This window comes from Clostridium sp. LBM24168 (genome assembly GCF_052953915.1).
This window is the reverse complement of the sequence record NZ_CP196861.1, coordinates 974,376-993,439: the sequence shown is the minus strand read 5'-3', so window position 1 is coordinate 993,439 and position 19,064 is coordinate 974,376. Positions and strand designations below refer to the sequence as shown.

Annotated in this window: 27 protein-coding genes and 1 pseudogene; 7 read left to right on the top strand and 21 right to left on the bottom strand. The window is 31.1% G+C overall.

The window, feature by feature from the left end:
• Positions 1 to 10 precede the first annotated feature (10 nt).
• The 7 genes from ACSVC9_RS04855 to ACSVC9_RS04825 form a co-directional block, all read right to left on the bottom strand.
• Positions 11 to 361 (bottom strand): helix-turn-helix transcriptional regulator, encoded by a 351-nt coding sequence (locus tag ACSVC9_RS04855; RefSeq protein ID WP_446899227.1) that lies wholly within the window; start codon positions 359 to 361, stop codon positions 11 to 13.
• 259 nt (positions 362 to 620) lie between these two features.
• Positions 621 to 1,304 carry a DNA alkylation repair protein gene (locus ACSVC9_RS04850; RefSeq protein ID WP_446899226.1) on the bottom strand — a complete coding sequence of 228 codons (684 nt, stop codon included), beginning with the start codon at positions 1,302 to 1,304 and terminating at the stop codon, positions 621 to 623.
• A 40-nt stretch (positions 1,305 to 1,344) separates the two neighbouring features.
• A complete protein-coding gene (locus ACSVC9_RS04845; protein WP_446899225.1) occupies positions 1,345 to 1,770 on the bottom strand; it encodes an HTH domain-containing protein in 426 nt (141 codons plus the stop codon).
• 30 nt (positions 1,771 to 1,800) lie between these two features.
• Positions 1,801 to 2,340 carry a flavodoxin domain-containing protein gene (locus ACSVC9_RS04840; protein ID WP_446899224.1) on the bottom strand — a complete coding sequence of 180 codons (540 nt, stop codon included), beginning with the start codon at positions 2,338 to 2,340 and terminating at the stop codon, positions 1,801 to 1,803.
• Positions 2,341 to 2,382: 42 nt separating this feature from the next.
• Positions 2,383 to 3,207: a pentapeptide repeat-containing protein gene (locus tag ACSVC9_RS04835; protein ID WP_446899223.1), complete on the bottom strand. Its 825-nt coding sequence runs from the start codon at positions 3,205 to 3,207 to the stop codon at positions 2,383 to 2,385.
• A 70-nt stretch (positions 3,208 to 3,277) separates the two neighbouring features.
• A complete protein-coding gene (gene pdxR, locus ACSVC9_RS04830; RefSeq protein ID WP_446899222.1) occupies positions 3,278 to 4,591 on the bottom strand; it encodes a MocR-like pyridoxine biosynthesis transcription factor PdxR in 1,314 nt (437 codons plus the stop codon).
• The gene (locus ACSVC9_RS04825) at positions 4,579 to 4,701 is read right to left on the bottom strand and encodes a hypothetical protein (RefSeq protein ID WP_446899221.1); all 123 of its coding nucleotides are present in this window, start codon (positions 4,699 to 4,701) and stop codon (positions 4,579 to 4,581) included. Before ACSVC9_RS04825 ends, pdxR begins: the two co-directional genes overlap by 13 nt.
• Positions 4,702 to 4,803: 102 nt before the next feature.
• On the opposite strand from ACSVC9_RS04825, the gene ACSVC9_RS04820 reads away from it, so the two are divergent.
• Entirely contained in the window at positions 4,804 to 5,292 is a 489-nt protein-coding gene (locus tag ACSVC9_RS04820) for a peptide deformylase (protein WP_446899220.1), read from the top strand.
• A 7-nt stretch (positions 5,293 to 5,299) separates the two neighbouring features.
• Positions 5,300 to 5,986: an aspartate/glutamate racemase family protein gene (locus ACSVC9_RS04815; protein WP_446899219.1), complete on the top strand. Its 687-nt coding sequence runs from the start codon at positions 5,300 to 5,302 to the stop codon at positions 5,984 to 5,986.
• Between the two features lie 188 nt (positions 5,987 to 6,174).
• Here ACSVC9_RS04815 and ACSVC9_RS04810 read toward each other — a convergent pair whose 3' ends face one another.
• The 6 genes and pseudogenes from ACSVC9_RS04810 to ACSVC9_RS04785 form a co-directional block, all read right to left on the bottom strand.
• Positions 6,175 to 6,390, bottom strand: coding sequence for a ribosomal protein L7/L12 (locus ACSVC9_RS04810; protein ID WP_446899218.1), 216 nt, complete (start codon positions 6,388 to 6,390; stop codon positions 6,175 to 6,177).
• Positions 6,391 to 6,419: 29 nt separating this feature from the next.
• Positions 6,420 to 7,103 (bottom strand): DNA alkylation repair protein, encoded by a 684-nt coding sequence (locus tag ACSVC9_RS04805; protein ID WP_446899217.1) that lies wholly within the window; start codon positions 7,101 to 7,103, stop codon positions 6,420 to 6,422.
• Positions 7,104 to 7,266: 163 nt separating this feature from the next.
• Complete coding sequence (locus tag ACSVC9_RS04800; protein ID WP_446899216.1) at positions 7,267 to 7,803, bottom strand: stage II sporulation protein M; 537 nt, start codon at positions 7,801 to 7,803, stop codon at positions 7,267 to 7,269.
• Between the two features lie 19 nt (positions 7,804 to 7,822).
• Positions 7,823 to 8,086, bottom strand: coding sequence for a DUF3658 domain-containing protein (locus ACSVC9_RS04795; protein WP_446899215.1), 264 nt, complete (start codon positions 8,084 to 8,086; stop codon positions 7,823 to 7,825).
• Positions 8,058 to 8,321 (bottom strand): DUF1835 domain-containing protein, encoded by a 264-nt coding sequence (locus ACSVC9_RS04790; RefSeq protein ID WP_446899214.1) that lies wholly within the window; start codon positions 8,319 to 8,321, stop codon positions 8,058 to 8,060. The genes ACSVC9_RS04795 and ACSVC9_RS04790 overlap by 29 nt, the downstream gene beginning before the upstream one ends.
• A 22-nt stretch (positions 8,322 to 8,343) precedes the next feature.
• Positions 8,344 to 8,998: pseudogene (locus ACSVC9_RS04785) on the bottom strand (alpha/beta hydrolase).
• Between the two features lie 398 nt (positions 8,999 to 9,396).
• On the opposite strand from ACSVC9_RS04785, the gene ACSVC9_RS04780 reads away from it, so the two are divergent.
• The 3 genes from ACSVC9_RS04780 to ACSVC9_RS04770 are packed head-to-tail and all read left to right on the top strand — an operon-like array spanning position 9,397 to position 10,900.
• The gene (locus ACSVC9_RS04780; protein WP_446899213.1) at positions 9,397 to 9,999 is read left to right on the top strand and encodes a TetR/AcrR family transcriptional regulator; all 603 of its coding nucleotides are present in this window, start codon (positions 9,397 to 9,399) and stop codon (positions 9,997 to 9,999) included.
• A gap of 25 nt (positions 10,000 to 10,024) precedes the next feature.
• Entirely contained in the window at positions 10,025 to 10,423 is a 399-nt protein-coding gene (locus ACSVC9_RS04775; RefSeq protein WP_446899212.1) for an FMN-binding protein, read from the top strand.
• On the top strand, positions 10,424 to 10,900 hold the full coding sequence (locus ACSVC9_RS04770) for a flavodoxin domain-containing protein (RefSeq protein ID WP_446899211.1): 477 nt from the start codon (positions 10,424 to 10,426) through the stop codon (positions 10,898 to 10,900).
• A gap of 175 nt (positions 10,901 to 11,075) precedes the next feature.
• On the opposite strand, the gene ACSVC9_RS04765 is transcribed toward ACSVC9_RS04770, so the two are convergent.
• The 5 genes from ACSVC9_RS04765 to ACSVC9_RS04745 form a co-directional block, all read right to left on the bottom strand.
• Positions 11,076 to 11,948 carry an AraC family transcriptional regulator gene (locus tag ACSVC9_RS04765; protein ID WP_446899210.1) on the bottom strand — a complete coding sequence of 291 codons (873 nt, stop codon included), beginning with the start codon at positions 11,946 to 11,948 and terminating at the stop codon, positions 11,076 to 11,078.
• A gap of 21 nt (positions 11,949 to 11,969) precedes the next feature.
• Complete coding sequence (locus tag ACSVC9_RS04760; RefSeq protein WP_446899209.1) at positions 11,970 to 13,079, bottom strand: C45 family autoproteolytic acyltransferase/hydolase; 1,110 nt, start codon at positions 13,077 to 13,079, stop codon at positions 11,970 to 11,972.
• Between the two features lie 176 nt (positions 13,080 to 13,255).
• Positions 13,256 to 13,603, bottom strand: coding sequence for a TIGR04076 family protein (locus ACSVC9_RS04755; protein ID WP_446899208.1), 348 nt, complete (start codon positions 13,601 to 13,603; stop codon positions 13,256 to 13,258).
• A gap of 147 nt (positions 13,604 to 13,750) precedes the next feature.
• On the bottom strand, positions 13,751 to 14,131 hold the full coding sequence (locus ACSVC9_RS04750; RefSeq protein ID WP_446899207.1) for a VOC family protein: 381 nt from the start codon (positions 14,129 to 14,131) through the stop codon (positions 13,751 to 13,753).
• 230 nt (positions 14,132 to 14,361) lie between these two features.
• Entirely contained in the window at positions 14,362 to 14,646 is a 285-nt protein-coding gene (locus tag ACSVC9_RS04745; RefSeq protein WP_446899206.1) for a hypothetical protein, read from the bottom strand.
• Positions 14,647 to 14,774: 128 nt separating this feature from the next.
• Here ACSVC9_RS04745 and ACSVC9_RS04740 point away from each other — a divergent pair, with 128 nt between their 5' ends.
• Both ACSVC9_RS04740 and ACSVC9_RS04735 read left to right on the top strand, forming a co-directional pair.
• Positions 14,775 to 15,452, top strand: coding sequence for a TetR/AcrR family transcriptional regulator (locus tag ACSVC9_RS04740; RefSeq protein WP_446899205.1), 678 nt, complete (start codon positions 14,775 to 14,777; stop codon positions 15,450 to 15,452).
• Positions 15,453 to 15,484: 32 nt separating this feature from the next.
• Positions 15,485 to 16,255, top strand: a complete 771-nt coding sequence (locus tag ACSVC9_RS04735; RefSeq protein ID WP_446899204.1) for an acyl-CoA thioester hydrolase/BAAT C-terminal domain-containing protein — start codon at positions 15,485 to 15,487, stop codon at positions 16,253 to 16,255.
• A gap of 253 nt (positions 16,256 to 16,508) precedes the next feature.
• On the opposite strand, the gene ACSVC9_RS04730 is transcribed toward ACSVC9_RS04735, so the two are convergent.
• From ACSVC9_RS04730 to ACSVC9_RS04720, 3 genes are all read right to left on the bottom strand, one after another.
• Positions 16,509 to 17,069 carry a hypothetical protein gene (locus ACSVC9_RS04730; RefSeq protein WP_446899203.1) on the bottom strand — a complete coding sequence of 187 codons (561 nt, stop codon included), beginning with the start codon at positions 17,067 to 17,069 and terminating at the stop codon, positions 16,509 to 16,511.
• Positions 17,070 to 17,376: 307 nt separating this feature from the next.
• Positions 17,377 to 18,165 carry an ABC transporter permease gene (locus tag ACSVC9_RS04725; protein WP_446899202.1) on the bottom strand — a complete coding sequence of 263 codons (789 nt, stop codon included), beginning with the start codon at positions 18,163 to 18,165 and terminating at the stop codon, positions 17,377 to 17,379.
• The gene (locus tag ACSVC9_RS04720) at positions 18,158 to 19,060 is read right to left on the bottom strand and encodes an ABC transporter ATP-binding protein (RefSeq protein WP_446899804.1); all 903 of its coding nucleotides are present in this window, start codon (positions 19,058 to 19,060) and stop codon (positions 18,158 to 18,160) included. The genes ACSVC9_RS04725 and ACSVC9_RS04720 overlap by 8 nt, the downstream gene beginning before the upstream one ends.
• Positions 19,061 to 19,064: the final 4 nt, after the last annotated feature.

Here is a 19,064-nt window from a genome sequence, read left to right as displayed (position 1 = left end):
TTTACTGTATTTATGCTGCCATAAAAGCAATACCGTTGTTTGAATTTTTCCTGAACTTCCTGGGAGGTGCTCCATAAAGTTTTTTAAATGCTTTCGTAAAAGCTTCCTGTGAACTAAATTGATATTTCAATGCTATATCCACAATTTTGCTTTCCGTATTTACAAGCTCCTTCGCAGCTTCTTCAAGTCTTCTTCTCCTTATATATTCGGCTACTGATTCTCCTGTAGCAGCATGAAAGATTCTATGGAAATGAAACTTCGACAGAAACACCTTCCCTGCAATATCTTGAAGCCCTATTTTTTTATCCAGATTACTATTTATATATTCAATGGATTTCCTAATACAAACATTATAATTCATCTAAGATCAACTCCCTCCTCTGAGCTTTTCTATATTATATATCAGCCGCCAGTGTAAATCCTGTCTTTTTTTGCTCCTCTATTATAAAAGCATTATCTTTGTCTTTTCTTACAATGCTGATTATAAAAAAGGATTGTTAACTGTAACCCTAGCTAATGTCTTTAACATACTTCAAAAGCTGCTAAGATGGTAATCACCCCAACAACAGTAGCAAATGCATTACTTATTTTTCCATTTCATATATCATTATTCCAATAATTTATTTACGTTTCATACTTTTAATAATTAGCTTTGTCTTATTATCAATTCTAAGAGATTCTGTTATTTTCTGAAGTGATTTATTATATGTAAAATCGTCTAAAGAACTATTCTTTAAATATAACATTGTGTTTTCGGGAAATTTTATATAACAAATTGACACAGCCCAGGCAACTGCCATTTTTACATAATAACCATCGTTCTTTATCTTATCCAAAATATCAAGCACAGGATTTATGTAAATTTCATCTATATAGAAATCCAACAGAACCACTACACCAAAACGAATATGAAATTCATTATTTGATTTCAAATAAGGTTGTATAAAATTCCAAACTCTTTCTCTATTTGATTTTATAAATTTAAGTCCATTGCAAAAACTGTCACAAATTCCCCAGCCATCAATCTTAGGAATAAATTCACCAATAAGCTGAAGCCTTTCCTCTACATCAACCTTTACATACCCTATCACTATCCCCTGAAGCATTATTTCCTCATAATATTCACTCTCAGCTGTTGTGAGATATTCTCTCCAGTCTCCTTTTGCTATCTCCTTTGCAAGTTTTCTCAATAGAGGCATTCTAACTCCAATTATATTGGACTTGGTAGGAGATATTTTAGTATGGAATTCTTTATATTTTTCATCTGCCAGTTCAAAAATTTTCTCTCGTATTTTTTTGTTCAATTTGATTCTCCTTATCTTAATTTTAAAAACATATTGAAATTTATGGTTCTAATTCTTTTAAAAAAAACCGTAATGCCATTACTGTTTTGGATATTTTATATTTACTTTCTAAAGATACCAGTTTAGGGGTTTCAACTAAACCAATAACTTCTTTTTCACTAACTCCAGACATCAATGCAATTGTTTCCACCGAAATATTATGATATTCTAATAATACCTGCAAAAATGCTCCAATTTTAAAATCAGCATCATCTTTTCCAATAAGTTCAAGCATAAGAACCAGATCAAATATCTTACCAAAATCTTTAGAATTATCAAATAGCCCTTTTTCATCCTTACTTAAAATAACTTCCTTTTTTACATCTAATAATTTTGAAAGTACATCTACATTAAACTTGTATTTTTCAATCAATAGCTGCAATGCTTCCATTATATCTTTCAAAATTACCGCTTTCATATCTTTCATATTGGACACCTTTCTTACAGAAACATTTTTTCAATGAGAATTTTGTGAAATAACATAAGCTATTATTTTATGTATATTCTTCTTGTCTGTAAAATCTACCGGCTTATCATATATGGAAAGCATACCTATTTCATCAACTGACATCTCTCCCGGCTTTTTATTTTTGATTTTCCATTTCAGCAGCATCATAAGAAACCTATCAAAAAAATTTAGTTTGCTATAATTAAAACCACCTCTTAAATAAAAAAATTTGATGTATCTGCGCTCATCAACCGAAAAATTTTTATCAATTACTTCATTTATAACATTATCTCTTGAAGGTGATGCTCCTGTTGCAAAAACAACTAACTTTTTATTTTTAAGCTTCTTAATATTTTTTCTAATTAATTTTATTCCAATAATGCCCACCGCATATAAACTTCCACCATAAATTATAGTATCATATTTATCCAGCATATGAACATTAACCTTTGATGCATCAAAGATATCAGCGGATAACTCTTCTGCAATCCACTTAGCGTACTTTTTTGTAAAACCTGTTTTGGACTTATATATTACTACTGTTTTCATTATTCACCTCTATATATCCAAAATTTGTCGTTCTTTTATTTATTATTTCCATGTTATGGGATAATCCAAATGTTCGGGTAGTTTCGTATTTCTATTTCCCCTGGCAGAATTAATTTGTCCTTGTGTTAAGAAAACAGCCTCTCTCAGATCTGCATTGCTAAAATTCGTATCTCTTGTATCTGCTCCTAAAAAAACTGTTCCGTCAAATATACAACCGTCAAAATTAGCTGCAATTAATAATTTCATGCTTAAGTCCAGTCCACTCATATCTTTCTTTTTAAGATTCCTTCCTAAGAACTCTGTTAACCTCTTATTATCACTATTTCTAAAACACTTTATAATAGAATCACAAACTTGCTTCAAGGTAATATTAACTTTATTTCTATAACTATCAATATCAATATTAAGGACACTTTGTGGAATGGAATTACATAGACCTTCATTTTCATTAATCAAACTTTCAATATCACTCCATAATTTTTTTGCTGGAATTACTATTCTTGATTCTTCTAAAAAGTAGCGTATTTGATATAATTGAAAAACAATTACAAAGATATCAAATATTTCTTCAGATTGCCTGGGTAAGGTTTTCCATGTGTCACCTTTATAAATATATTGTGTTACATGTTGTCCTGCCCCAAAGCAATCATATCCTATGCAGCCCTTCATATTACGTCTTTCCAATTCATGATGAATTTTACAGCGATAATTATTTTGTAGTTTTGTACAGGGCCTACCTGCTTTTTTATCCTCTGGAAAACCATCTATTTTTGAAAAAAATAATGCTGTACAACATAAGCCACTACATTCTGAACAATCTACCTTTAATTGTTCTAATCTATCCTTATTTTTTTCGTGTATCTTCATATTATAATCTCCTCAAAACGTTCTAATTTTAAATATATTATATCATTGTTCTTCATATGAAAACATCAACTCAAAACCAGGCTTTTTTTAAAAACCTTATTCCATTTTCCATCTCCTCAAAACCCAGATGTCCATATCCCATCAACACCATATTATGTTTTTTATAATTATTTTTATCAAAATAATAAAAGGATACAGGATAAACTTTGACCCCTTTACCTCGAGCTCTATTTATCAATTCCTGCTCATCCAGCTTGTTTTTTACCTGAAGTACAATGTTGAGTCCTGCTCTCTCACCATAGACGGCGGCATTTTGTCCAAATTCATTTCTTATACAATCTATAAGAAACTGCTGTTTTCTGGCATATATATTTCGCATTTTCCTGAGATGGGCTTCAAATAATCCTCCTCTCATAAATTCTGCAATTGTCAGCTGATGAATTTTGGATGCAGCTTGATTTATAAAGCTTCCTTTTTCAATAAAAAGATTCATTATGCTTTCAGGTAAAATCATATATCCAACATGCATTCCGGGAAAAAGAGTTTTTGAAAAAGTTCCAAGATAGATCACTCTATTTTCATTATCCAGGCTTTGAAGTGAAGGTATTGGATTTACATTATATCTAAATTCGCTGTCATAATCATCCTCAATAACATATCCACCGCATCTGTCAATAAAATTGAGAAGTCTTATGCGGTTTGAGACAGGCATGATCATACCCATGGGATGCTGATTGGACGGCGTTACATATATCAACCCCGGGACCGTTTCCAGGATTTCAAGTTTTTTTATGTCCATTCCAGACTGCGTTAATTCAATAGGCTCTATATTATATCCATACCATTCAAAAACCTTTCTCACAGGAGAAAAACCCGGTTCTTCAAAAGCAATACTCCTATTATAATGCTCACTAAGCAGTTCGCATAATACAGCCATCAAAGTCTGTGTCCCTGCACCTACAATTATCTGTTCAGAAGAACAAGCCACTCCTCTTGAACTTTTGACATAATCTGCAATCTGATTTCTTAATTCAAATTCACCTCTGGGATCCGAATAGGTCAATATGCCCATATTTTCTTTTTTCATAATACCCTGTTCAATTTTTCTCCAGTTTGCAAATGGAAAACTGCCGTGATCCACCGAGCCGGGTTTAAAATTATAGGGATATGCTCTATCATCTATATGAATACTTCTCAACGATTTAAGCTTTAAGGGTACATTTTCTCTCTTGACGGTTTTTATCTGCTTATCTATACCTTCCACATAATAACCACTGCCCTTTCTGCTATAAATATAGCCTTCACACAGCAGTTGGTTATAAGCCTCCTGAACTGTATTTCTGCTGATACAAAGCCTGCTTTTAAGCTGCATTATAGACTCCAATCTATCGTTTTTTTAAGTATCCCTTCCAGTATAGCTTTTTTGTAGCATCCATATATCTGAATATACAGCGGTTTTTCACTTTTATTTTCAATGAATACTGGTATTTCCACAAAATCATCCCCATAGTTTTTATAAAAATTATACCTTTTTACAGTAACAATTATATAGTAATATTGTATCAAATATATATCACATGTAAAGGAGATCGTTTTATGATAAAAGAAATATTGTTACTTGGAAATGAAGATCTATATAAGAAAAGCCTTCCTGTTACGAAAGAGGAAATAGATGCAGTAGAGAAGACTGTTTCGGATTTGCACGATACCTTAATTGATTTCCGCAAAAAATATAACGCAGGAAGGGCAATTGCAGCGCCGCAGATTGGAATATTTAAAAGGTTGATATACATGTATATCGACAAACCCATGGTTTTTATCAATCCCATACTTAAATTTGACAATAATGAGATGATGGAAGTTATGGATGACTGCATGTCCTTTCCAAACCTGCTGGTAAAAGTCAAACGATATAAAAAATGTACCGTGATGTACAAAGATATAAATTTCATGGATAAAACAATAAAATTTCAAGGAGATTTATCAGAACTGATACAGCATGAATATGATCATCTGAATGGAATACTGGCAACAATGAGAGCTGTAGACAACAGATCCTTTTATCTAAAAAACAAAGGAGTATAAGAAAATTATGAAAAAAATAGGAATTCTTGGCGGAATCAGTTCCGCCTCCACAATTCAATATTATAAAACCATACTTGATATGTACTATAAAAAATTCTCGAATTACTATTATCCCGAAATAATAATCAACAGTTTAAATTTTCAATATTTTACAGATTTAGAAAATAGGCATAAAACTTCTGAATATATAAATTATATAATAAACGGTATAAATAGTTTACAAAGATCTGGTGCCGATTTCGTCATAATGGCCGCGAACTCCCCCCACTCAGTATTTCACAGTATAAAGCAGCAAATAAACCTGCCCGCACTGAGTATTGTGGATGCAGCTGCTGAAAAATGCAGCAGACTTAAATTGAAAAAAGTATTATTGACAGGGATAAAGTACACCATGCAAAGCTCCTTCTATCAAAGTGGATTTAAATCCTGCGGCATAGAGGTATTGACCCCATCAGAAAAACATCAGGATAAAATAAACTCAATAATTTTCAGTGAACTTGTCTTAAATAAGGTAACGGAAAATGCCAGAGAAAATTTCAAAGAAATCTTGTCCAGCTATGATGTGGATGGTGTTATTTTAGGCTGTACCGAATTACCACTGCTGCTAAATCAGAAAGATATGAAACTCCCATTGATTGACACCCTCAAGCTTCACTGTAAAGCGGCATTATCATACGCTTTAGTAGAATCCTGAACTGGAGTCACAGCCTCAAATACCTTCCTTCAGTAATGATTATATGAGCAAATCCATTAACTATAGTTGTAAAGTTCATCATTTATGGATGAACTATTATTTGGCATACTGATTACCTACCGTATGTTGCTTACAAGTTTTTTATAACACGGTTGGGTACAGTGTGCCATATTTAATTTTTACCATTATTACCAATTTAGATTTTTATTTCGCAGAACTAAAGTTAAAGAATCAATATAGTCCTTGGCTTCTTTTAATCCGGCCCCAGTAGCCATTCTATATTTTTTAATTGCTTTAATTTTTTCTCCTTGGGAAATAAGATCCTTCAATTCTTCAACAATTTCCTCTTTCAATTCATCATAAATACCAATATATTTAGAAATCCTGTTTAATTTTGAATTCATGCGATTAACTTCACTACATATTCCTATGGTTATTTACGTTTCATACTTTTAATAATTAGCTTTGTCTTATTATCAATTCTAAGAGATTCTGTTATTTTCTGAAGTGATTTATTATATGTAAAATCGTCTAAAGAGCTATCCTTTAAATATAACATTGTGTTTTCGGGAAATTTTATATAACAAATTGACATGGCCCAGGCCACTGCCATTTTTACATAATAACCATCATTCTTTATCTTATCCAAAATATCAAGCACAAGATTTATGTAAACTTCATCTATATAGAAATCCAGCAGGACCACTACACCAAAACGAATATAAAATTCTTTATCTGATTTCAAATAAGGCTGTATAAAATTCCAGACTCTTTCTTTATTTGACTTTATAAATTTAAGTCCATTGCAAAAGCTGTCACAAATACCCCAGCCATCAATCTTGGGAATAAACCCGCCAATAAGCCGAAGCCTTTCCTCCACATCCACCTTTACACACCCTATCACCAACCCCTGAAGCATTATTTCCTCATAGTACTCACTTTCAGCTGTTTTGAGATATTCTCTCCAGTCTCTTTTGGCTATTTCCTTTGCAAGTTTTCTCAAAAGAGGCATTCTAACTCCAATTATGCTGGAATCAGTGGGAGATATTTTAGTATGGAATTCTTTATATTTTTTATCTGCCAGTTCAAAAATTTTTTCTCGTATTTTTTGATCCAATTCAATTCTCCTCATCTTAATTTGTGATTTGAAAGTTCAGACTGCAATTAGTCAATTTATAAATAGTTAAATAAGATTATATATTACATTTACTGATCAATCGTCCATTATACTTTGGGGATTATCTTTATTTTGTTATCCTATGTGTGGTGTAATAAATGCTTCAATTAGTGCCGCCAAAATAAGCAAAGGAAATGCATTTGACGGCTTTCTTAAAAGCTGAAACAAGATCAACTTCAGTGTGTACTTTCTTAAATACTTTACTTCGAATCGCTTGATTAAATCTGTATAGGACCGCCAGTATAACAAAAAATGCAAGCAATTCAATTATGGCATGAGGTAAAATGCCTAAAAAAATCTCAGGAATTGTTATTTTGCCTTGCAAATCCGGTGCCAATGGTAAGTAAAAAATGAAACCTGTAACAGCTGCGGTTAGTGCAATAGGCAAGTAGTAAATAAATGGAATAGGTACAAGAGATAAAATAAACATTTGCAGTGGAACTTTGACTCCATTATTGATTACATATTGAAGAAATTTTTCTAATTGTGTTTTACTGGTTCCTATGCCTTTATTGTCCGCCCAGTTAATAAACTTAGAGATATCCGGCTGGATAAGTGAGGATACAACAAAAGCAATTATAATGATTCCTAATGTGACAATTGAAAATCTGATTATTAATTTTCCAGACTCTTTTAGCATAAAATAAACCTCTCATTTTTTATGATTTTTTTATTTTTAATTCTCGCATGAGGCTTAAATTACCTCTATAGTCAATTTTGCCCTCTTTTATCAGTTCTGTTATTCTCCAGAAAATAAAGATATCAGATACATAATTTTTAGCTTTGCCTATGACTTCCCCTACTGTTCTCGCACTACATACAAAATTCCTATATGTATAATGAAGGATCATGTCGTCAAAATAATCCACTTGAACACTTTTAACTTCATTGCCTTCACAAATACGCAGAATTGAGCTCAGCAAGTTTTTTATAATGCTCCTGGATCTCCCCAAAAATTATGCTATCTTCTTCAATATATATTTTTTTACACCAATTAATTCTTTCTTTTAATTCAATGAGTTCATCTATAGGACCATTGGATAGATCATCAAAAAATCCTACTACTTTTTTACCTTCCAGCAGCCCTGTTTTAACTGCATGTCTCATACTCGCCCAGGCACTGTCAGAACAGCATATATGTATTATTCCTTTTGCCACTTAATAAACCTCCTCTTATTATCTATCGTACATAATATTTTAGCCACTGCCTAAAATATTTCAATTGTTCTTTGGTATGAAAATAATGAAGATATCACAGCAAATTTACATAGGCTGTCCTCTGAGCCATATAGAATTGAAGTAGGAGTATCCCACATATCAACAGGATGTTCTTTCACATAACAATAGTAATCCCAGTAAAGAGTCTGTCCTATAGGAGTACAAATTTGTTTTTCTAATTTTAAGTTGTCTTCAGTTATATTAAAACATGCCATCATATTATTTATGATAAGTTCCATATTTACTACAGGTGATAGAAATAGACACTGTTTCAATAATTCATGTTTGTATGTAAGTAAGCTAAAATATGCACCCATACTACAGGCAAATATACTTATGCTGCTCCACATAGATTTTGCATAATTCATAATAATACTAAGATCCTTAACACAGTTTTGAACTTTGCAGGGATAAGACTTATCCTTACGATCCCCATGCTCAGGTAGATCGAAACTAAGAACTTGATAGCCTTTTGCAGCTGCTTCTTCTGCAAATATAATAATACTGTCATCTGCCTTATTTGACATATTACCATGAACTGCTATAAATAATTTATCTGATTTTTCTCCCCACAAAATTGCTGGAATACCTTGTATTTTAAAATTATGTTTTATCATGATGTTTATCCTCCATAAATTATAAATAATTCATCTAATAATATTATTGTTCATTATACAAATTGTTGTTTAATTCATCATTTCTTTAACTACCTCAAAATTATTCTGCAAATATCTGCTGTCAATAAAATCATGTCAATGTATTCAAATACAACAATATATGCATGGCTGTAATTTTTAATTCTAAAGCGATTTATCCACTCACGTTTTATAATTGCGTGGAAGGATTCAATACAGACATTATACCATGGATATGCTTTTTTAGAATAACTAAGTATCATTTTTGAAGCAGCTTTTTCGTATTTCTTTTCAATGGAAATACGAATCTTGACACAAAAATAAATCAATGTTATATTAACAGTGTTAAGTTTATTAACGCTGTTAATGAAGGTGATGAAATGAGTTTTAAAAAACGACGTTTACAAGAAAAGGAAGATATGAAAAATTTGATTTTAAATGCAAGTATTAAAATCATCAATGATAATGGATATGATATGTTGTCAATGAGGAAAATTGCAAATGTTATAGAGTATTCTCCTACTACCCTCTATCTTTATTATAAAAACAAAGCACAAATAGCAGAAGATATTGGCATAAGAATATCCGAAAAGATTATTATGGATATTACCGAAATATTATCGAAACAAGATAATCTGACAATCAAAGAAAAACTAGAACAATCATTTAAACAATTTATTTTGAGTATGACCAGTAATCCTGAAATGGGTAAGGCTTTTATTAGAAGTGGTTCGAATGTAATGTTTAAAATTAAAGCTGATGAAAAGACAGGAGAAAATCTCTTGCAAACACTGCTTATAGAAGGTCATGCACAGGGTATTGTTAAGGAAGTGGATAGTAATTCTTCTTGGATGATTTTAACTGCTCTTATTGGCTTTGGTATGAACTCTATTGAAAACCAATTATACCTTTTAGATAATTGGGAAGATTTAATTGAATCGTTTGTCAGCATTCTTATGAATGGAATTGCAAAGGAGAATTGAAAATAATATGAGGTCAAAAACTAAAATGAAAAAGAAAACTAAAATAATTCTAACTATCGTTGTCGCTTTTTTAATCTTCGGAGCTGGTATTGGTGCCGTTGTTTTAAACAAGATTTCTAAATCAATGGTTATACAGCCTGTCAATAATGTAAATCTACAACAAGTTTCTGATGGAACTTACTTGGGGAATGCCAAGAATGATATCATTGTTGTTGAGGTAAAAGTGACAGTCGCAGGTCATAAAATTACTAGTATTGATATCTTAAGACATGATAATGGCTTCGGTGGCAAAGCAGAAGCAATTGTTGATAACATCATCTCTAAGCAAAGTTTGGAAGTAGATACAATTTCATCTGCCACTTATAGCAGTAATATTATTCTAAAGGCTGTAGAGAATGCTTTAGAGAAAGGAGTCAATCATTAGATGAAAACATTAATCGTATATTCGAGTAAACATGGATTTACAGAAGAATGTGTAGAGTATATAAAAGACAAATTGAAATCCGAAGTATCTGTTGTAAATGTGAATGAAAATCAAACTATTAACCTCAATGATTATGACTGGATTATCATGGGAGGCTCTGCATACATGGCAAAAATGAACAAAAACTTAAAACGCTTTGCAGTGCAAAATACAAACACACTCATTACTAAAAATCTTGCACTATTTGTTTGTTGTATGACACCAAACGAATCAGAAAAATATATTCAAGAATGTTTTCCTAAAAAGATATACAAGTCTGCTAAATTTAGAGCCAATTTTGGAGGGAAACTTAACAAAAAGAAACTTAACTTCTTTGAGCGTAATATTACTAAGATGGTCGCAAAACAAGAAGATAAAAAAGAGGGAACATTTTATCAAAATATGGATACGTTAGTTGAACTAGTGAATTCACAATGAGGGAGCTTGGAACCATTTATATGCTCAAAAATCAGGCCGGCTCCTACCTTATGTGCCGACCTGCTCGGTCATCATTATGCTTATACTACTTCTTTGTTAAGCCCAGGCTGCACTATGTACATCCAACCAGCCTCCTCGACAAGTTGGAATTTAGTAACTTCTTATTGTATTTTTGCTATTGTATCGGAAAATAAATTTCAATCTGCGATTCTTCATTTTCAGCTCCTAAAAATTGCTCTGTGTAGCATTCCAAATCATCTCTGTCATCAAGTTGGAGACTACTCTTAGGTAACCAAACACCCCAAATATAATAATATGTAGAAAGCAAATTTTTTACTGTACCTTTATGTATGAATTTAGCATACCTTCCACCACTAATTTCTTTTAACTCCATACCTTCTGGAATATTAGAACCACCCGATGTTTCAATGCCTATAAATATAGCAGCTTCACTATTTTTATTAAATGTATTTGACAGGCATGTACCACCTGTTTCATAAATACTATACCGATTTTTATTCATTGAAATATAATTTTGCTTTGCCAATTGAGCATTCAACTTTTCCCACATTTCAATACTGTTATTTTTCTCAATACTCATGTTAAATCTAAACCCAACAACAGATTTAGGCTCAAATGTTACGATTTCTGGTGATAAATTTTCATAATTGCATTCGGTTATTTTGTCAAGCTGCATAGGGTGATGTTTTCCTATTAATACATCAACACCATTTTTTCTATATTCTGTAGGTGTAATACCATATCTTTTCTTAAAAGCTCTTGTAAAACTTTCAGCAGATTCGAAATACAGGGAAACTGCAATATCTAAAATTTTCCTATTGCCATATATGAGATCATATGCTGCTTGAGTCAACCTCCGGCTTCTGATATAGCTGCCAATAGTTTCTCCCATCACAGCTTGAAAATAACGGTGAAAATGATAATATGAATAGGAAACTGCATTGGCAACTGATTCTACAGTCAAAGGCTCATACAGATTTGTTTCAATAAATATAACTGCTTTACTAATGATTTGATTATCTTTCAATACAGCACAGCCTCCCCCTCTTTAATAGGTAATATTATAAAAATCTTTTCCCGCCTTTTCATAAGGAAGATTTACTATAATCTCTTGCTCTTGTAATTTTTGTACCGTAAAAGTTTTCCAGTCATTGGCTTGCGGCGAACCAAAAGTCATTTCTATTTTTTTCTCGGTTGTATCAAATAACACAGATCGCAAAGTTCCAAAAAACTCGGGATAATAGTGACAGCACAATCCCTGCGGATAAGGTGCCGACAGTATGGCCTTTAAATCCTGTGCTGATATTTTTTCTTTTTCAGAAAACATTTTTTCTATGGTTTTATAGCGGATTACCGAGTTTTCAATTAACATTTTCTCATAGGGCTTTATTTCTTGCAAAATTGTATGGTTTGTAGAAATCAAAAAGTTTTTCCCAGAGTCATTATCTAAAATGCGATATGTTTTATGACCATCTATACATTGCAATAATGCAATTTTATCATTACCATCAGCAAGCATTAGATTTATATTATATCCAATAGGTGCATCCATTGCCCATGCAATGCCTTCTTCAACATTTTTGCAGTTTTCCAAAATGCTTCGGATAACAATCCAAAAAGAAAAACCAGTTACACCTGCTTTCTGTCCTCCATCAAAGTTGCCAACAGGCAATCCATTACTGGCCTTACAAGCTGCCAGCCCATATTCATTCATTCCATCACATCGTCCAAATAGGTTTAGTGTAGAGCCAATATAACGATATTTTCTCCTAATAGCTGTATATGCAAAACACATTTTTTCCATTTCATCATTAAAATCGTAGTTACGTGCCATTAGAGTATGCCCAGTTTCAGTCTTGTTTGGAACCGCAGCCATCAAACTGCACCCACGTTCCAAATATGTCATTGCATAAAAAATCACTTGTTCTCTTGAAATTCCAACTGTATCTGCAAAACCTTTGATCTCCTCATTTACACCACTGCAGTATTGATCAAGCAAATTGAATATTTCCGTTAATTTGCTTTGAGGATAGGCCTTAGGTGGTAAAATCACCTTTTTCAATAAATCAGGTTGTGATAAAATCCAATTACCAATCTGTGTCCCAACTTCATAACTTGTTCCTATAAAATTCTTCAAGTATGTTTTTGTTTTTTTCATTAAAAGCACCTCACCTTTCAAAAAAATTATAAGACAAGGTAAGATGATATACTTGATATTTTCTGCGGATTATTTATATAATCTGTTAGTCAAATTACTATTTATAATACTCAACCTTAGATTGGAATTTGTACATTTCGACTTATCTTAATCTGAATGAAAAATAAGAATCATAACTACTCAAAAAACTTTCCCTTATAAAAATTCTCATTCCCAAGTTTTTTTGCCGTCAGCCTAAATATAACACAACCATCTGGGCATACAATATCTTTGCTATATTTACTAGTTCCACCAATATTCTCTAAATCACCGCCACTCCTAACAGCCTCCATTATTGGAAACATAATCATCATGGCTTTGGAACAAATACCTTGTCCATCAGTATTTACAGGACAGCCATAGGTGCAGGTATACTTATCTCCAACTTCCTCTCCATTTCGGCAATATCTCTCAGTGTGGTCTCCACGAAGAAACCCTATAACCTCGATTTCCCATTCATACTCCTCATCATACCATTTTTTCATGATAAACCTCCATATTCTAACTTTTCTGCTCTTTCTAATATCCAGACAAATTCTGATTTGTACATTTTATTAATAATAAACAATTCGATAAATTACTCAAACTTAAATTTGAAATTTCTCAAATGACTTAATTGAAATTGGTTACAATCATGTTTCATTTTCTTGGGCACAAAGGCAAAAAGGGTGCCCTGCAGGATCTATCATAGTAACCCATTCACTTCCGCCGAATTGAAATGTCGCCTTCTCAGCACCTAGTGATTTAGCATATTCAACTGCCGCTGCAACATCTGGAACTTGAAAATCAAAGTGCATTTGTTTCTGTTGCTTTCCTTCTTCTTCTGGCCATATAGGCGAAATATAATCTTTTTCCTCGATAAATAAAAATACAATTCCATTTTTATTTCTTAGCGCTGGACGACCAAACATTTTGCTTTTTTCCCACCCGAGTAGTTCGTGATAAAACTCACACAGTTTTTGTTCATCATCGCAGTCCACCATTATATTTCCCAAATTTATTCCATCAACCACTGAAATTACCTCCTATTACTATTTATCTGTGTATCATTTAAATAGTCTTTGTTTCGCATTTTGAGAATATTGTTTATTAAATAAAAAGGCTTTATTGCCTTTTTTATTTTGTCATTTAGGACATATTTTCTTGTATTACTCTTATATAATATACAAATTTAACATAAACAAAAGATGTATCAACGGTTGATACATCTTTTGTTTATGTTAATAGTCGCTTGTATGACTCATTAATACTTAGCCAATTCATCAGTAAACTTATCTATCAAACTATTATAATTATTATATTGAGATTTACTGAGAAGATTACTATATCTACTATCAAAATAATCTTTAAATCCATTTATCAAATTCAAATAATCACTAACACTATTTTGAGTATTATTTATATATTCATCTTTTTTATAAAGCTGAATATATAATACCATTCCTTGAGCTGCTCTTTTTTCATCAGGCGTAGCATTTTCAAGTGCCAATCTATAAGGGGTAGCGCCAACATTTCCGACAAAACCCACGCTAAGGAATATTATTCCTTAGCGTGGGTTTTCTTAATAATAAATTCCTATATATTGACACTTTATGAAAATAATCATATAATGAATTTGAATTCAAATTCATTGAGCTATACTTAAAGGAGGTTTTTATGAATCATATTGGTCTTACTAAAGCAGAAAAAACAAAAGATTTAAAGAGAAAATCTATTCTTGAAGCAGCCGCAAAAGTCTTTTCCCATAAAGGATACATTGATTCTTCGATAAAGGATATTACCAATGAAGCTTCTGTATCAGTAGGTTCTTTCTATTCTTACTTTAATAATAAAGAGGAAGTATTAGCACAGATCTACGAAGAAATTTCCGATATGAGTTTAAAAGCGGCCTCTGATGCTTCTATGACCGTAAAAGACAATGTTGTTAAAAAATTTACTTTGGCAATGACCAGTGCAATTTGCACATATGTAAATAATAAAGAGTTTTCAAAGATACTGTTTGTAAAATCTATGGGAATTAATGACTTATTTGAAAAGAAACGTTGGGATATATTAGACAAGATAAATATTTATTTGAAAGGGATATTGGAACATTTAAATAAATTCCACTCATCTGGTATTAATGATATTGACGTAACTTCTGTATTACTTACTAACAGCTTATTTGGTGTTATAACCTACTGGCTTAACGAAAAGCTTACAGGTAATTTTAAAAATATGATTTTCTCTTTGTGTACTTATCACCTTAGAGCCTTGAATATTAATTTTACAGATAATGAAGTAAATCAATACATCAATGAAATACTCATGTCAGATTACAAAGAACTTCTCTAATAAAAGAATATAAATTTGTGGAGGTAAATATAATGCAAGAATATAGAACTAAAGAAATTTATGGTGATTTTTATAAAAATGAGGGTAAGCCACTAGTTGTTATTTTAGGTGGTAGTAGACCTGGTCTTCCAGCTCCATTAAGTGAAGAATTATTGAATTATTTAAAACAAAATTATAATGTTTTACTACTAGCATATTTTGGAGTTGGTGATCTCCCAAAAACTTTAGAAAGAGTTCCGATGGAATACTTTGTGAATGCTATTAGATTTATCAAAGAAAATCATAAAACAGATGATAATCAAGTAGTTATTATTGGTCAATCTAAAGGAGGAGAAGCTGCCTTACTATTATCCAATTACATGGAATCAGCAATTACTATTGCTTGTGTTCCTAGCTGTTATGTATTTCAAGGGTTGCCAGTTACTCCTTTTAGTATAAAACATCATAAATCTTCATGGTCATTTAATAATGAGGATTTACCGTATATTAAATTTTATTATGATAAAAATATTATGAAAGATGCAGAGAATAAGATTTATTGTACATGTCACGAAAAGTCTATAGAAAAGAATTTTAATAAAGATGCATTTATCAATATTGACAATTATAACGGGAAAATATTATTGCTTTCTGCTGAAAATGACAAGTACTGGCCAAGTAAAAATATGAGCAATATTTTAATTGAAAATAGCAAGAATAAAAATAGTATTGACCATATTACCTTAGATTTAGATGGACATTACTTTTTAAATTATGATCAGTCAGTTGATGAAATAATTAGCTTTTTAAGGGCAAATAGTTAAACTTATATTATTTTCAAACAAAAGTTTTAAGGCTTTTGTTTAATTTGCGTACTATAAACGGTCGTTTGTGGTACTGTATTAAAAACTTATTTACATTTTAGTAGGGGTAGAAGGAGCATCTGTGTCATGTACTGAAAAGTAAATGTTATAATATGGAATTTATATTTATGGAAACATAAAAAAGGCAATAAAGCCTTTTTATTTGATAAACAGTAGTTAGAAAATTGCGACTTATAGATAATTTTTCATAAGATTACTTTATAAGAATTCCTGCTCCTGTATACAAGTATGGAGTATACCTATCTAATGTAAGCTTACCATTAGATTCGATAATAAAATTCTCCCAAATTACATTATCAATACCATTACCATAAATAGCTGATGAATTTAACATTTTGAATGTATTATCTTCATATTTGATGAGTATATAATGTAATGCTCCAGCAGATTTTTCCGAACTGCACAAAATAATCGCATATTTATTAGCACCTGATTTAACTTTATCAATAACATTTATATTTACAACAGATATGTTAAATCCATTTGCAAGTTGTATAAGTGGACTATTAGGTAATATACATATATAGGAATTTGAATGCCATTTATAGCTTAATTCCATGGACATCCTTTCTGGATTTGAACAAGCTTCATGGATGCCCATATTATTTGGTCCTACTTGTATTTTCTTGTAAATATTATCAACAAAAGTTCTGTCATTTATATATTGAGCTTTATTGGTTTCCCATAAATAATAAGCAATTGAATATGCACCGCAACTCATACTACCTTTAGGTTGAGAAATGTATGGCTTCATTAAAACATCGACTTCCTCTCATTATATCACTCGCATTAATAATTCTTCTGATTATATTTTAAGTATACATTACATTATTTTTGTTCGTTATAATCTTACTGCTGTAAATTAATTTATGAATAAATTATATCATTTTTATACAATGTCATATACTCCTGAATAACTTTTTACCCTTATTGTACGCTACTATTTTTATCAATATTAATTTCAAGTCAATATCCTATCTTAAATTCAGCACAAAAATAATAAAAATAACCATCCAATCTTTTTAATTCGAGATTAGATAGCTATCTGTTATTTTTCAAACTTACCCAGTATCCAACTTATTGAATTTAATCACACCTATAATAGTTGTAACTGTAATAATGAAAATTGACGAAAATACAATGCTAAATGGATCAATATTAAATGAACCCATTTCTATTAACATAAATACAGGGGAATTTTTCATAAAAGTATTAAAACTATTGGGTAAGATTGTTAAAACAATAAATAATACCATACATGTTATTAAAAATATAGCTTTATTTCTTATAAACACAGCCAGACACATACAAATACTCACTAAACTTGACAGTATTAAAGTTGTGAGAAAAATAAAACCAATTAGTCCAATTAAATCACTAAAAAGAACAAATTTTTTTAAGGAATTTATAAAAATTCCCGCAATCATTGTACCACACAGCAGAAAAACAGTCAGTAAAAATGCCGATAATACCATTACAAGAAACTTTGATATATAAATATTTTCTTTTTTATGTCCAGATATTATAAGATTATTTATTGTGCCACTTGAAAATTCCTCCAATACAATACTTTCTACCATAAATACTAAGATTATAACTATAAATGGACAAAATCCAAATGAAGAATAAAAAAATTCAACTGGGCTTACATGAAGTCTGTCTTTAAAATTATTTACTAAAAATCCATATTCACTTCCCTGAAAGGACACATCCAGTATTTTAAGTGTATTTTTACTGTAAAAAAATAAATATATGGAATCTGCAATCAAAAGGAATATAATAATTATTGAAACTAAAAATGTCCTGTTGTATTTTAATTTATATATTTCAAACTTAAATAGGTTATACATCTTCCAATACTCCTTCAATTACGTCTTTAAAGTAATTTTCAAGGTCACCCGACTCAGTTACAAGTCCTAATATTGTAACCCCTTCCCTAAAAATTGACGATGAAACTTTTCCAGGATTATCAACGTAATCATAAAGTATTACAGTTCCGTCCGGTAGAATTTTAAAATTGTGTGTATGCAATTTGGTTTCAAGCACAAAGACAGCTTTATTCACATCATCTACTTCGATTCTTAAACTTTTATTCAACTTTTCATTTAACTCTTTCAGAGTAAATTCATTTAATAATTTTCCATTATGTATAATCCCATAACAAGTCGCAAAATTATAGAGCTCTTTCAAAATATGACTTGACACAAGTATTGTAACATTTCTGTTTCTATTTAAATCCAACAAGATATTCCTTACTTCCATAATTGCCAGTGGATCGATGCCGTTTATCGGTTCATCCAAAACCAAAAATTCAGGATCTCCAATTACAGCCATGGCAATACCTAATTTTTGTCTCATTCCAAGAGATAAGTCATGTACCTTTTTATCTTTTATATCATTTAATCTAAAAAGCTGCAGCACTTCTTTTATACAATTTTTCCCTGGTATGCCTTTTTGAATCCTGCATGCCTCCAAATTCTCTGATAATGTCATATTTGCATACAAAAAAGGCTTTTCAATCAATGCTCCAATCCTCTTTCTCTGAACATGCAAATTGTCCTCCGTACTTTCACCAAATAATTCAAGGACTCCAGAAGTCTTCGAGGCAATCCCCGTTATTATCTTGAATATCGTTGTTTTACCCGCTCCATTCTCACCTATAAGTCCATAAATATCTCCTTGATTTATATTCATATTTATATTTTCAACTGCCGGTTTATCATTATATATTTTAGTTAAATTCATAGTC

Bases quoted from the DNA above. Each gene is read 5' to 3' on its own strand.
- ACSVC9_RS04855 (WP_446899227.1), bottom strand. From the start codon at position 361: ATGAATTATAATGTTTGTATTAGGAAATCCATTGAATATATAAATAGT.
- ACSVC9_RS04845 (WP_446899225.1), bottom strand. From the start codon at position 1,770: ATGAAAGATATGAAAGCGGTAATTTTGAAAGATATAATGGAAGCATTG.
- ACSVC9_RS04840 (WP_446899224.1), bottom strand. From the start codon at position 2,340: ATGAAAACAGTAGTAATATATAAGTCCAAAACAGGTTTTACAAAAAAG.
- ACSVC9_RS04835 (WP_446899223.1), bottom strand. From the start codon at position 3,207: ATGAAGATACACGAAAAAAATAAGGATAGATTAGAACAATTAAAGGTA.
- ACSVC9_RS04820 (WP_446899220.1), top strand. From the start codon at position 4,804: ATGATAAAAGAAATATTGTTACTTGGAAATGAAGATCTATATAAGAAA.
- ACSVC9_RS04815 (WP_446899219.1), top strand. From the start codon at position 5,300: ATGAAAAAAATAGGAATTCTTGGCGGAATCAGTTCCGCCTCCACAATT.
- ACSVC9_RS04810 (WP_446899218.1), bottom strand. From the start codon at position 6,390: ATGAATTCAAAATTAAACAGGATTTCTAAATATATTGGTATTTATGAT.
- ACSVC9_RS04800 (WP_446899216.1), bottom strand. From the start codon at position 7,803: ATGCTAAAAGAGTCTGGAAAATTAATAATCAGATTTTCAATTGTCACA.
- ACSVC9_RS04780 (WP_446899213.1), top strand. From the start codon at position 9,397: ATGAGTTTTAAAAAACGACGTTTACAAGAAAAGGAAGATATGAAAAAT.
- ACSVC9_RS04775 (WP_446899212.1), top strand. From the start codon at position 10,025: ATGAAAAAGAAAACTAAAATAATTCTAACTATCGTTGTCGCTTTTTTA.
- ACSVC9_RS04770 (WP_446899211.1), top strand. From the start codon at position 10,424: ATGAAAACATTAATCGTATATTCGAGTAAACATGGATTTACAGAAGAA.
- ACSVC9_RS04760 (WP_446899209.1), bottom strand. From the start codon at position 13,079: ATGAAAAAAACAAAAACATACTTGAAGAATTTTATAGGAACAAGTTAT.
- ACSVC9_RS04755 (WP_446899208.1), bottom strand. From the start codon at position 13,603: ATGAAAAAATGGTATGATGAGGAGTATGAATGGGAAATCGAGGTTATA.
- ACSVC9_RS04740 (WP_446899205.1), top strand. From the start codon at position 14,775: ATGAATCATATTGGTCTTACTAAAGCAGAAAAAACAAAAGATTTAAAG.
- ACSVC9_RS04735 (WP_446899204.1), top strand. From the start codon at position 15,485: ATGCAAGAATATAGAACTAAAGAAATTTATGGTGATTTTTATAAAAAT.
- ACSVC9_RS04730 (WP_446899203.1), bottom strand. From the start codon at position 17,069: ATGAAGCCATACATTTCTCAACCTAAAGGTAGTATGAGTTGCGGTGCA.
- ACSVC9_RS04725 (WP_446899202.1), bottom strand. From the start codon at position 18,165: ATGTATAACCTATTTAAGTTTGAAATATATAAATTAAAATACAACAGG.
- ACSVC9_RS04720 (WP_446899804.1), bottom strand. From the start codon at position 19,060: ATGAATTTAACTAAAATATATAATGATAAACCGGCAGTTGAAAATATA.